Origin of the sequence: Bradyrhizobium sp. SZCCHNS2022 (assembly GCF_032377575.1) — a bacterium.
Classification (GTDB): domain Bacteria; phylum Pseudomonadota; class Alphaproteobacteria; order Rhizobiales; family Xanthobacteraceae; genus Bradyrhizobium; species Bradyrhizobium aeschynomenes.
Genome location: NZ_JAUHHZ010000001.1, coordinates 1,681,122 through 1,693,199, shown reverse-complemented (window position 1 = coordinate 1,693,199; position 12,078 = coordinate 1,681,122). Strand labels below are relative to the sequence as shown.

10 protein-coding genes are annotated in these 12,078 nt (G+C 66.7%); 5 read left to right on the top strand and 5 right to left on the bottom strand.

What is annotated here, in order from left to right:
- Nucleotides 1-38: 38 nt before the first annotated feature.
- The 5 genes from QXZ94_RS07400 to QXZ94_RS07380 all read left to right on the top strand — a co-directional run bounded on the left by QXZ94_RS07400 (nt 39) and on the right by QXZ94_RS07380 (nt 6,711).
- Nucleotides 39-977 (top strand): SurA N-terminal domain-containing protein, encoded by a 939-nt coding sequence (locus QXZ94_RS07400; protein ID WP_315719870.1) that lies wholly within the window; start codon nt 39-41, stop codon nt 975-977.
- Nucleotides 977-1,978, top strand: a complete 1,002-nt coding sequence (pdxA, locus tag QXZ94_RS07395) for a 4-hydroxythreonine-4-phosphate dehydrogenase PdxA (protein WP_315719869.1) — start codon at nt 977-979, stop codon at nt 1,976-1,978. Before QXZ94_RS07400 ends, pdxA begins: the two co-directional genes overlap by 1 nt.
- Nucleotides 1,975-2,835, top strand: a complete 861-nt coding sequence (rsmA, locus tag QXZ94_RS07390) for a 16S rRNA (adenine(1518)-N(6)/adenine(1519)-N(6))-dimethyltransferase RsmA (RefSeq protein ID WP_315719868.1) — start codon at nt 1,975-1,977, stop codon at nt 2,833-2,835. Before pdxA ends, rsmA begins: the two co-directional genes overlap by 4 nt.
- 26 nt (nt 2,836-2,861) lie before the next feature.
- Nucleotides 2,862-3,920, top strand: coding sequence for an alcohol dehydrogenase (locus tag QXZ94_RS07385; RefSeq protein ID WP_172184914.1), 1,059 nt, complete (start codon nt 2,862-2,864; stop codon nt 3,918-3,920).
- Between the two features lie 391 nt (nt 3,921-4,311).
- The gene (locus tag QXZ94_RS07380; protein WP_315719867.1) at nt 4,312-6,711 is read left to right on the top strand and encodes a hypothetical protein; all 2,400 of its coding nucleotides are present in this window, start codon (nt 4,312-4,314) and stop codon (nt 6,709-6,711) included.
- A 69-nt stretch (nt 6,712-6,780) separates the two neighbouring features.
- On the opposite strand, the gene gmk is transcribed toward QXZ94_RS07380, so the two are convergent.
- The 5 genes from gmk to QXZ94_RS07355 form a co-directional block, all read right to left on the bottom strand.
- Nucleotides 6,781-7,440 (bottom strand): guanylate kinase, encoded by a 660-nt coding sequence (gene gmk / locus QXZ94_RS07375; protein WP_315719866.1) that lies wholly within the window; start codon nt 7,438-7,440, stop codon nt 6,781-6,783.
- Between the two features lie 3 nt (nt 7,441-7,443).
- Nucleotides 7,444-8,331: a YicC/YloC family endoribonuclease gene (locus tag QXZ94_RS07370; RefSeq protein WP_315719865.1), complete on the bottom strand. Its 888-nt coding sequence runs from the start codon at nt 8,329-8,331 to the stop codon at nt 7,444-7,446.
- A gap of 123 nt (nt 8,332-8,454) precedes the next feature.
- Nucleotides 8,455-9,735, bottom strand: a complete 1,281-nt coding sequence (mltG, locus tag QXZ94_RS07365; RefSeq protein ID WP_315719864.1) for an endolytic transglycosylase MltG — start codon at nt 9,733-9,735, stop codon at nt 8,455-8,457.
- A 286-nt stretch (nt 9,736-10,021) separates the two neighbouring features.
- Nucleotides 10,022-11,287, bottom strand: a complete 1,266-nt coding sequence (gene fabF, locus QXZ94_RS07360) for a beta-ketoacyl-ACP synthase II (protein ID WP_172131979.1) — start codon at nt 11,285-11,287, stop codon at nt 10,022-10,024.
- A gap of 220 nt (nt 11,288-11,507) precedes the next feature.
- A complete protein-coding gene (locus QXZ94_RS07355; RefSeq protein WP_006610957.1) occupies nt 11,508-11,747 on the bottom strand; it encodes an acyl carrier protein in 240 nt (79 codons plus the stop codon).
- Nucleotides 11,748-12,078 lie beyond the last annotated feature (331 nt).

The window sequence follows — 12,078 nt, the reverse complement described above, 5'->3', positions numbered from 1 at the left end:
CTTTCAGTTGGATCCATTGCGAACAGCGAAGCTTGGCCATGACGATTGCGTTCCCTCCTCGCCTTCGGGCCCTGACGATCTGCGCGGTTGCCGCGCTGGTCTGGGGCTGTGGCATGATCTCGGCCCAGGCTCAGAGCATCGTCGTCATGGTGAATGGCGATCCCATCACCAATTACGACGTCGAGCAGCGCACCAAGCTGAACTTCCTGAGCACCCGCAAGCAGCAGTCTCGCCAGGAGGTCATCAACGAGCTGATCGACGACAAGGTGAAGATCAAGGAAGGCAAGAAATTCGGCGTCGAGCCCACCTCCGCTGACGTCGACCAGTCCTACGCCGGCATGGGCTCCCGCATGCGCCTCAATGCCGATCAGCTCACCAAATCGCTCGAGAGCCAGGGCGTCCGGCCGGAGACGCTCAAGGCCCGCATCAAGGCGGAGATCGTCTGGACCAGCCTCGTGCGCGGCCGCTACAAGGAACGCCTGATCGTCTCCGACAAGGACGTGGCTGCAGCCGTCGCCGCGGCGGGCGGCGACTCCGACCAGCAGGGCCAGGCGTTCGAGTACAAGATGCAGCCGGTGGTTCTGATCGTCGCCAATTCGTCCAATCAGGGCGCGATGGACATCCGGCATAAGGAAGCGGAAGCCCTGCGCGCGAGGATCCAGAGTTGCGCCGACGCCAACTCCATCCTCAGAACGACGGCCAATGCCGTGATCAAGGAGATCGTGATCAAGACTTCTGCCGACATCCCGCCGAACTTGCGCAAGCTGCTCGACGACACGCCGATCGGCCATCTGACCCCGCCTGAAGCCACCAAGCAGGGCATCCAGATGGTGGCCCTCTGCGCGCGCACGCCGACGACGATCGACACGCCGAAGAAGCGCGAGATCAAGGAGCAGATGTACGCGAAGAAATACGAGGCGACCTCCAAGGCCTATCTGCAGGAAGTCCGCAAGGCGGCGATGATCGAATATCGCTGATGACCAAGCCCCTCGCGCTGACCCTCGGGGAGCCCGCAGGCATCGGACCCGACATCACGTTGCAGGCCTGGCTGCGCCGCAATGCACTCGGTCTCCCCGCCTTCTACGTACTCGGCGACCCGGCTTTTCTGGCGCAGCGCGCCAAGCTGCTCGATCTCCCCGTTCCCATCGCCGAGGTGCGACCCGAACAGGCGCCGGAGGCCTTTGCAGCGGGACTTCCCGTGGTCTCCACGGGTCATCGCGTCACCGCCTTGCCCGGCCGCCCCGATGCGACCAGCGCCGAGGCCGCCATCGGCGCGATCCGCCAGGCCGTTGCCGATGTGAGGGCCGGACGGGCCGGCGCCGTCGTCACCAATCCGATCGCCAAGGCCGTGCTGTACCGCGCCGGCTTCTCGCATCCGGGTCACACCGAATTCCTCGCCGAGCTCGCTGCCGACGGCGGCGCGGTGCCGCAGCCCGTCATGATGCTGTGGTCACCGACGCTGGCCGTCGTGCCCGTGACCATCCACGTGTCCTTGCGCGAGGCGATCGAGCAACTGACGAGCCCGCTGATCACCTCGACGACGCGCATCGTCGCCGCCAGTCTGCGGCGCTATTTCGGCGTCTCACGGCCGCGCATCGCCATGTCCGGACTCAATCCGCATGCCGGCGAGGACGGCACGATGGGCACCGAGGAGGACACGATCATCGCGCCGGCGATCGCGACCCTGCGCAATGCGGGGCTCGACGTGCAGGGGCCGCTGCCGGCCGACACGATGTTTCACGATGCCGCGCGCAAGAGCTATGATTGCGCCGTCTGCATGTACCACGACCAGGCGCTGATCCCGATCAAGACGCTGGCGTTCGACGAAGGGGTCAACGTGACGCTCGGCCTGCCCTTCATCCGCACCTCGCCGGATCACGGCACGGCCTTCGGCATCGCCGGCAAGGGCACCGCCAACCCGGCGAGCCTGATCGCGGCTCTCCAGCTCGCCGCGCGCATGGCCAGCCAATCGTCATGAGCGCGATCGACGACCTCCCGCCGCTGCGCGAGGTCATCCGCGAGCACCAGCTGTCGGCACGCAAGGCGCTCGGCCAGAATTTCCTGCTCGATCTCAACCTCACGGCCCGGATCGCGCGCGCCGCAGGTCCCCTGGAGGACGCCACCGTGGTGGAGGTCGGCCCGGGTCCGGGAGGCCTGACGCGGGCCCTGCTCGCGCTCGGCGCCCGCCATGTGATCGCGGTCGAGCACGACGAGCGCGCGATTCCTGCACTGCAGGCGATCGCCGACCATTATCCCGGGCGGCTGGAAATCGTCTGCGGCGATGCACGGACCTTTGATGTCGCTCCCTATCTCGGGAGCACCAAGGCGAAGATCGTCGCCAACCTGCCCTACAACATCGCGACGCACCTGTTGATCGGCTGGCTCTCCGCCGAGCCGTGGCCGCCCTGGTACGACATGATGGTGCTGATGTTCCAGCGCGAGGTCGCCGAGCGCATTGTCGCGCGCGAGAACGAGGAGGCCTATGGCCGGCTGGGCGTGCTCGCCAACTGGCGCTGCGAGACCAAGATCCTGTTCGACATCTCGCCGTCCGCCTTCGTGCCGCCGCCGAAGGTCACCTCGTCCGTGGTGCGGCTGGTGCCCCGCGCGGCGCCCGAGCCGTGCGACCGCCGCGCGCTGGAGCAGGTCGCCGCCGCCGCCTTCGGCCAGCGGCGCAAGATGCTGCGGCAGAGCCTGAAGTCCTTGCCTGCCGATCCGGCGCGGCTGGCAGCGGCCGCCGGCGTCGATCCCACCCGTCGCGCCGAGACCATCCCGGTGTCCGGCTTTGTTGCCATGGCTCGCGAATTGACCAATAGTCGCAACGACAACAAGACCTAACAACAAGCATTTCAGGGAGATTCATCATGGCGTTGATGCGCCGCCAATCGCTCGTCAAGTTCGACGCGCCGCTGTGCGAGACCATCGTCGAGACACCGAAGCCGCAAGGCCGCGAAGTTCTGGTTCGCATCGAGCGCTGCGGCCTGTGTCACTCCGATCTGCACATCCAGGATGGCTATGCCGATCTCGGCAACGGCAAGCGCCTGGACACGACGCGCGGCATGACCCTGCCCTTCACGCTCGGCCATGAGATCGCCGGCGTGGTCGACGAGGTCGGACCGGACGTGCCGAAGGAGCTGATCGGCGCCCGGCGCGCGGTGTTTCCATGGATCGGCTGCGGCCAGTGCCGCGACTGCGTCAATGGCGACGAGAATCTGTGCGCCAAGCAGCGCTTCCTCGGCGTCTCGATCGACGGCGGCTTCGCCACCCACGTGCTGGTGCCGGATGCGAAGTATCTGCTGGAATACGATCCGCTGCCGGTCAACCAGGCCGCGACGCTGATGTGCTCCGGCGTCACGGCCTATGGCGCGCTCAAGCGCCTCGTGGACCGGCCGCGCCAGCGCAATCTGCTGCTGATCGGACTCGGCGGCGTCGGCATGATGGGGCTGTCGTTCGCGCAGGCGATGTTCAAGCAGCCGATCTCGGTGGCCGATCTTTCGGCGGCCGCACGCGAGACCGCGCTGAAGAATGGCGCCGCGACGGCCTACGATCCGGCCGAGCCGGACGTGATCAAGCGCATCCTCAAGGAGACCGAAGGCGGCTTCGACGAGGTCGTCGATTTCGCCGGCAACGAGAAGTCGATGGCCTTCGCGGTGTCCGTCGTTGCACGCGGCGGCAAGATCGTCGTGTCCGGACTGATGGGGGGCCAGTTCACCCTGCCGATGGTTCAATGGGTCTACAAGCGCATGACCATCGAAGGCTTCATGGTCGGCACCCTGACCGAGGCGCACGAGTTGATGGCGCTGGCCCGCGCCGGAAAGATCAAGCCGCCGCCGATGCGCGAGGAGCCGATGGGCGACGTGCAGAAGTGGATCGATGCGCTGCGGGCCGGACACGTGGTCGGTCGGGTCGTCCTCACGAACTGATGAGTCGTGGCCATCAATTCGCAGGCGGCCGCAGGTCTTGCACCGTCGCCGCCTGCTGCCCCCCTCGCCCCCGCATCTTGCGATCAGGCGGAGGGTGATGCGACCGCATTGCCCTGCGCACCGTCCACCGATCGTTCGTCCACAAACGTAGCGGTTGTCGGCGCCGTTTTCTTGATCGCGGAGGGTGAAACACGCCGTCGGTCGTCACCGATGCGACCGATCTGGCGCGACATCGCGGCCAAAACCGCGAAGGCAGACAGAATCTCTTGTGGGAAAAAAGCCGCACTCAGCTACGAAAGGACCGAGCCAGAATTAATCCGGAATTGCGGCTCATTGCCACCCAACTTGTTTCCGAGAACGCGCCGTTGCGTAAGCGTATCCGGAGTCGTCAATGGCAAGCCGAACGGCAGGAGTTGCATTTGCCATTGCGACCGGCATTGCAGCGACCGTACTGTTCGCATTGCCGCGCGCTGCCGTGACGGCTGAGGAATGCCTGACGGAGCCGACCGGCGACAAGTCCGACGCTCAGCATTGGTATTATCGTTTCGACCGCGGCACCAATCGGCGCTGCTGGTATCTCAAGGACGCAAATGGCCGTGAGATCGCCGCGCCTGCCCGCGCGACGCAGCAGCCGGCCCCCTGGGACTTCGCCCAGCCCGCGGCCCCCAAGCTGACACCGCGACGTACCGATGGTCCAGCCCTGCGCTCCGGCGCCGACGCGATGGCCGAGCTGCCGCAATCCCGCCTGCGCACCGGAGTCGACCCAAGGGGCACCCCGAAGCCGCAGAATCTCGCCATCACGCCCACGACCCTGACGGCCTCGGACGCCAGCCTGCCGCGCAGCCTCGATGCCTCGCCCTGGCCGTCTGCGCCGCCGCAACAGGCGGATACCACGCCGATGGATACGGCGCCGGCAGCCATGGCCGATGACGGCGATGCCGGTGCCGATGCCGGCGCCAATGCGGCTTCTGCGGGCGACGGCCAGGGTACCGCTGCGTCCAAGGCGACCAAGCCCGAAGCGCCGATCCACATGCTGATGCTGGTGGTGATCGGCGCACTCGGAATTTCGGGCCTGCTCGCCAGCGCGCTCTACCGGCTCAGCCGCATGGGACGGCGGCGCCGGCGCAACGGCAGCTGGCACGAGGATGCAGTGCAATTGCGCCGCGCCCGCACCAAGCCACGATCCAAGGCGGCGCCGACGGGAATGCGTGCCGGTCGCGGCGGCATGGCACATGCGCCTCAGGCCGATAGCGGCCGCGGCTCACAGCCGGCCTCGGCACTCGACCTTGCGAGCGCGCGGCTGTCGGCATCTCAGCCGGAGCACCTGGAGTCGCGTCCGCACCGACAGGCGGCATCCCCACAGCACCCGGACCATCGTCAGCCCGTCTCGGCACGCCGGCGCGAGCTCGACGCTGCGATGGACATGCAGCGGCCGCAGAGCACCGACGCCGTGTGGCAGGCTGCGGACCAGCTCGCCGACCGCTCCGCAGCCCGGCGTGCGCCTGCCGCCGCCGAGCAGATGGCAGCGGCCGCCGCTCAGCCGGCTCCTGTTGCGATGATGGCGCCCCCAGCGCCGCCGACGCAACAACAACAGATGGTTGCTGCCCAGATGGCTGCGGCGCAAGCCGCTGCCGCCAAGATCGCGGCTGCCAAAGCCAGCGCGGCGGCGGCGCTCGCTCCCCAGGCGTCGCCCGCTCACGCGGCACCGGCCGAACCAGCCGCGAACTCCTGGTCGGCGCCACAAAGCTCTGCAGCAGCCATTCCAACGCCAGCCTTCGTGACCACCCCGCCTCCCGCGCCGCCGGCCCAGGATCCCGCGCCGGCTGCACCGCCGGCCCCTGTCGACGTCAGCGAGATCGTGTCGGCTCTACGCAAGGCCCGCACCAGCGAGGCCGCATCGCCGTCGGCGGGCGCAGCTCCGCTCGACGCCGCCAAGGTGATTGCCGCGCTGCTGGTGTCGCGCGCAGCCAAGCGGCGGACGACCCAGGCAGCAACGAACGAGAGCGGCGATACCCCGTCGGTAGCCGTCGCCGCCGAAGCGCCCCCGCCGCCGGCGGCGGAGGCCGCCATGTCTCAATCTGCCATGTCTCAATCTCAAGCCGCGCAACAGCTCATGAATCGTCTGCGCAGCCGCCAGCTGGCGGCTCAGCCGGGGCCTGCCACATCGGATCAGCCTGCCGCCGCCGGCGCAGAGGAAGCCGAAACGGGCGACCCTGCCGCGGCGCTGATCGCAACGCTTCGCGCGCATGCAGCGCGGCAGCCCGCCTATCAGACGGATGACAACATGGAAGCGGCTGATGCGGCAGCCCTGCCGGAGGCGCCCACTGCCGACGACGACCTCGACGATCCCGCGGCAGCGCTGATCAATCTGCTGCAGTCGCGCTTCTCCTTGCCGGAAGACGAGCTGGAGACGGAGCCGCCTCGGGACGCCCGGGAAGAGTTTGCCGTCCAGGCGCCGCAGCCCGTCGTGCAGATCCACGACGATCCTGCCGCGCAGCTCATGAGTTTGCTGGAATCGCGATCATCGATCCCGGCCGCACCGCCCGTCATCGACAGACCACCACCGCAGCAGCCGCCGCCCAAGCGGCACATGCCGCAGCAGCCGCATCAGCAGCGGCCGCCGCAGCAACGGCCCCCGTTCGCGCCGACGCCGTTCGAGGATCCGGCGACCCCGCCGCTCGATTTCATTCCACGGCCGCCGGCTCTGCGGCCTCGGCCTCGCAACATTCAGCAGGACGAGTCGCTCGACGGCATCCAGGACATCCTGGCGCGTCTCGGCCGCAGAGCCTAGAGCATGAACCGGACAAGCGGAAACCGGTTTTCCGAAAAGATCATGCTTGAGCAAGCATGATAGAGAGCGTCAGCTTTCGAGCTGGCGCTGCAGTTCGCGGACGAAGGTCGTCAACCCGGTCCGGCGCTCGCGCTTCAGGCGCTCGGCCTTGAGGATCGACTGCACCTCGGCAAACGCATCGTCGACGTTGCGGTTGATGACGATGTAGTCGTACTCCGCCCAGTGGCTCATCTCGTGGCTGGCACGGCTCATGCGCCCACGGATGACCTCGTGGGAATCCTGCGCGCGCGTATGCAGCCGCTTCTCGAGATCGGCAGCGGACGGCGGCAGGATAAATACGCTGACCACGTCCTGCCGCGCCTTCTCGCGCAATTGCTGCGTGCCCTGCCAGTCGATGTCGAACAGCACATCCTGGCCGGCCGACAGCGCCGCCTCGACCGGCGGCCGCGGCGTGCCATAGCGGTTGTCGAACACGGTGGCCCACTCGAGCAACTCGTTGCGCTCGACCATCTCCTCGAACCGCGCACGGTCGACGAAGTGATAGTCGCGGCCGTCGACCTCGCCGGGCCGCATCGGCCGCGTCGTCGCCGACACCGACATCTGCAGGCCCGTCACGCGCTCGATCAGCAGGCGGGACAGCGTCGTCTTGCCGGCGCCCGAGGGCGACGACAGCACGAACATCAGGCCGCGCCGCTCGACTCCATCAAAGCTTCCGTCGTGAGCCGCCATGGATCACTCCAGATTCTGAACCTGTTCGCGGAACTGCTCGACCACGGTCTTCAGCTCGAGGCCGATATTGGTCAGCTCGATGTCGTTCGACTTCGAGCAGGTGGTGTTGACCTCGCGATGGAATTCCTGGGCGAGGAAGTCGAGCCGGCGGCCGACGGACCCGCCCTTACCGAGCATCTCGCGCGCCTGCGCGATGTGCGAGGCGATGCGATCGAGCTCCTCGCGCACGTCGGCCTTGGCCGCGATCAGCAGCGCCTCCTGCGCCAGGCGATCGGGATCGAAGCGATCGGACGTTTCGAGCAAGGCCGCAACCTGCTCCGCGAGCCGGGCCTTGATGGCTTCGGGCTTGCGGCCGGGCGATGCTTCCGCCTTCTTCGCCAGCATTTCGATCTCGTCGACGCGCTGGTTGAGGATCTGCCCAAGCGTGTCGCCCTCGCGCCGGCGCATCTCGACGAGATGTTTCAGAGCAGTTTCGAACGACGCCATGGCAGCGTCCTTGGCAGCCTTGTCCTCGGCCTCGTCGCTCTCCGGCTCGGCGACCTCGATCACGCCCTTGATGGACAGCAGGCCATCGATGCTCGGCGCGACCGCATCGATCCTGCCGGCGAGCGAGCCCGCGACCTTCACGACAGCAGCCAGCACGTCCTCGTTGATGCGCACGGTCGTACCGGTCTCGGCACGCTTCACGGTGAGGTTCGCATAGACGGTTCCGCGGGAGAGCACCTCGGTGGCGCGCTTCTTGGCGAACGCCTCGACCTCGTCCCAGCCCTGCGGCAGGCGCACCCGGACGTCCAATCCCTTGGCATTGACCGACTTCAACTCCCACTCGAACGAGTAGGGACCGCTTGCCCCGTGGCTACGGGCAAAGCCGGTCATGCTCGACAGCGCCATTTCGTCAATCTCTCCGGCAGATCAGCAGCGGGGACAGACTCGCCCGCGCCAAAAGTGCGCGAACCTTACGGGCTTTTGGGCGAATGTTAAGCCCGGTTCTGCGCGGCCGGCCTGCGTGGGAAATTATTGCTGAACGACCGGCGGGCTCGGCTGCGCGGCGCCCTGCCGTGCCCCGTTGCCGGGTGCAATCCCGCCGGGGGCACGATTGGCGGGCGGCTTCTTCGCCCCCGCGGGCGCCCTGGGAGCGGCTGCCCCGGCCGCCGGATCCACCGCTCCGCCGGCAACGGCAGGCAACGCCTCGTCCGGCTCGACGGTGTCGTTCTGCGTCTGCCGTTCCATCGCCCTGAGCTTCGCGACGTTCTTCTGGTGCAGGTCGTAGGTCTCGGTGAAGGCATGGCCGCCGGTGCCGTCAGCCACGAAATACAGATCGCGCGTGCGTGCCGGATTCGCCGTTGCTTCCAGCGAGGCGCGGCCGGGATTTGAGATCGGACCGGGCGGCAGGCCCTCGATCACATAGGTGTTGTAGGGCGAGGGCTGAGTGATCTCGCTGCGCTTGATCGGACGTCCCAGCGTCCCCTTGCCGCCGACCAGGCCGTAGATGATGGTCGGATCGGACTGCAGCTTGATCCGCTGCCTCAGCCGGTTCACGAACACCGCGGCGACACGGCTGCGCTCGTCCGGCTTGCCGGTCTCCTTCTCCACGATCGAGGCCAGGGTCACCAATTGCTCGGGCGTCTTGACCGGCAGATCGGGACTGCGGCGCTCCCAGATCTCGGCGAGCACGCGCTTCTGGGCCTGTTGCATGCGCTGGATGACCTGATCGCGGCTCGTGCCGCGCGGGAACTTGTAGGTCTCCGGCAGCAGCGTGCCCTCGCGCGGAATCTCGCGGACGCTGCCGGTGAAGATCTCGTTGTCGGACAGGCGGGCGACGATCTGCTCGGAGGTCAGGCCTTCGGGAATCGTGACGCCATGCTGCACGACCTTGCCTTCGACGATCACGCCGATCACGTCACGCAGCGATGCATTCTTCTGGAACGCATACTCGCCCGGCTTCAGGTCGGAGCTTGCCTTCAATGCGTAGACGCCGCCAATGAATATCCAGGGATTGACGTCGATGACGCCTTCGCGCGCCAGCACGTCGGCGATGTCGCGCTTGCCGGCGCGCTGGGGAATGTTGACGATCCTGTCTTCCTGCAGCGGCCCGGCGGCCTCGAGGATCTGCCGGCCATAATAGTATGCCGCACCCGCCCCGATCATCGCGAGCAGAAGCAGCGTGATGATCGCATTGCCGACCACGACGAAGGGGTTGCGTGCCCGCTCGGAGCGGCGCGGCGGCGGCGGCACGCGTTCGGGCTCCAGCGCTGCGCGCGGACTGCGGGGCGAGATGGGCGGCCGTTCACTCATCGATGCAACCTTCAGTCCTGTCGCTCTCGTCGCGGCCGTGCGCTCCCCAACGCAAGCGACCAGAAGTCCACGCCCATCTCAACGATTCGTCATCGAATACGGCGAAAAGGTGTTTTCGCCGGGCCTCCCCGCCATGCACATCCGCTTACCGTATCGGCGTCCAAAGCCGACCGAGAAAGACCCGCGAAGTTAAAGACACGCGAAGTCTTGGGTTCTAGTGTGGCTGCAGTCGGATATCCGCGTGACCAAGTGACCATCGGTCCGAGCGGCACTCCGGCCTTCCGCACTAGCTCACCACGCGCCGCAGGATCACCGAAGCGTTGGTGCCGCCGAAACCGAACGAGTTCGACAGCGCCACGTTGATCTCGCGTTCGCGAGGCGCGTGCGGCACGAGGTCGATCGCCGTCTGCACCGACGGGTTCTCCAGATTGATCGTCGGCGGAGCGATGTTATCCCGAATCGCGAGAATGCTGAAGATCGCTTCGACGGCGCCCGCAGCTCCGAGCAGATGACCGATCGATGATTTGGTCGAGGACATCAAGACCTTTGAGGCGGCATCGCCGAGCAGACGCTCGACTGCACCGAGCTCGATCTCGTCACCGACCTGCGTCGAGGTGCCGTGGGCGTTGATGTAGTCGATGTCGGCGGCCGTGATGCCGGCACGCTTCAACGCCGCGCTCATGCTGCGGAAGCCGCCGTCACCATCGGGCGACGGCGAGGTAATGTGATAGGCATCGCCCGACAGGCCATAGCCGCAGACCTCGGCGTAGATCCGCGCGCCGCGCGCCTTGGCGTGCTCATACTCCTCGAGCACGACCACGCCGGCGCCCTCGCCCATGACGAAACCGTCGCGATCCTTGTCGTAGGGCCGCGAGGCCCGTTCCGGCGTTTCGTTGAACCCGGTGGAGAGCGCGCGTGCCGCGCAGAAGCCGGCCATGCCGATTCGGCAGATCGGCGACTCCGTGCCGCCGGCGACCATGACGTCGGCATCGCCGAGCGCGATCAGCCGGCTCGCATCGCCGATCGCATGCGCGCCCGTCGAGCAGGCCGTGACCACCGAATGATTGGGGCCCTTCAGCCCATGCTCGATCGAGACATAGCCCGAGGCGAGATTGATCAGACGTCCGGGAATGAAGAACGGTGAGACCTTCCGGGGGCCGCGCTCCTTGAGCAGGATCGCGGTGTCGGCAATGCCCGAGAGGCCGCCGATGCCGGAGCCGATCAGGGTGCCGGTCGCGCAGCGGTCCTCTTCCGTTGCGGGATGCCAGTTGGCGTCATCGAGCGCCTGACGCGCAGCCGCCATGGCGAAGATGATGAAGTCGTCGACCTTGCGCTGGTCCTTCGGCTCCATCCACTGATCGGCATTGAACGTGCCGTCATTGCCATCGCCGCGCGGCACCTGGCAGGCCACCCTGGCGGGCAGATCGGAGACGTCGAACGACTCGATCACGCGCGCACCGCTCTTGCCCTGAAGGATCCGCTGCCAGGTCGTTTCCACACCACAGCCAAGCGGCGAAACCATGCCAAGGCCAGTGACGACAACCCGCCTCATGTTCGTTTCTCCAGACCCGACCTTGAGCGCTTGTGAACCGGCTGACGGCCGTCGCGGCACCTCGGGTCAATTGTTCGAGCAACACGTTCTGGCCGGGCATCGCGTCCGAATGGTGCCTTGCCGGCCGCCAGATGACGGCCTACCGCATGCCGCCAACAGCAAGAAACCGGTCGACCGCACAAGACGGATCGGCCGGTTTCGCACAACTCTCGCCGGAGCGTCAGCTCTTGGCGTTCTTCTCGAGGAACTTGGTGGCGTCGCCGACCGTCAGGATGGTCTCGGCAGCGTCGTCCGGAATCTCGCAACCGAATTCTTCCTCGAAAGCCATGACGAGCTCGACCGTGTCGAGGCTGTCGGCACCGAGGTCGTCAATGAAGCTCGCGTTGTCGACCACTTTCTCGGGCTCGACACCAAGGTGTTCGACCACGATCTTCTTAACCCGCTCGCCAATCTCACTCATCGTTCAACCTCGTGCTTGTTCCTTTAAGACCCGACCCCCGGATGATCCGCATCACCCCGGCCGTCAAACTTCCTTCGCGATCGCGCAAAACCAGATTTGCCCCGCAGCGCCCCTTTACCGAAATTGGCGGACAACATGCGGTCCGAAAACTTCGGAAACGGGGCCACTCACAAACTCCAATCCACACACTCCATGAGGCCGGTACGCCTCCGATCCTGGACGCTCGAACAGGAACCCGGATCAGCAGCACCAGCCGGACGGAGGCCCGGCGAACGATGGCAGCTCGCCCCGCCAATATACAGGGTTTGGAAATCCTGCAATGGCGTTCTTC

Coding starts and splice junctions, on each gene's coding strand:
- QXZ94_RS07385 (WP_172184914.1), top strand. CDS start 2,862: ATGGCGTTGATGCGCCGCCAATCGCTCGTCAAGTTCGACGCGCCGCTG.
- fabF (WP_172131979.1), bottom strand. CDS start 11,287: ATGAGGCGGGTTGTCGTCACTGGCCTTGGCATGGTTTCGCCGCTTGGC.
- QXZ94_RS07380 (WP_315719867.1), top strand. CDS start 4,312: ATGGCAAGCCGAACGGCAGGAGTTGCATTTGCCATTGCGACCGGCATT.
- mltG (WP_315719864.1), bottom strand. CDS start 9,735: ATGAGTGAACGGCCGCCCATCTCGCCCCGCAGTCCGCGCGCAGCGCTG.
- QXZ94_RS07370 (WP_315719865.1), bottom strand. CDS start 8,331: ATGGCGCTGTCGAGCATGACCGGCTTTGCCCGTAGCCACGGGGCAAGC.
- pdxA (WP_315719869.1), top strand. CDS start 977: ATGACCAAGCCCCTCGCGCTGACCCTCGGGGAGCCCGCAGGCATCGGA.
- rsmA (WP_315719868.1), top strand. CDS start 1,975: ATGAGCGCGATCGACGACCTCCCGCCGCTGCGCGAGGTCATCCGCGAG.
- gmk (WP_315719866.1), bottom strand. CDS start 7,440: ATGGCGGCTCACGACGGAAGCTTTGATGGAGTCGAGCGGCGCGGCCTG.
- QXZ94_RS07400 (WP_315719870.1), top strand. CDS start 39: ATGACGATTGCGTTCCCTCCTCGCCTTCGGGCCCTGACGATCTGCGCG.
- QXZ94_RS07355 (WP_006610957.1), bottom strand. CDS start 11,747: ATGAGTGAGATTGGCGAGCGGGTTAAGAAGATCGTGGTCGAACACCTT.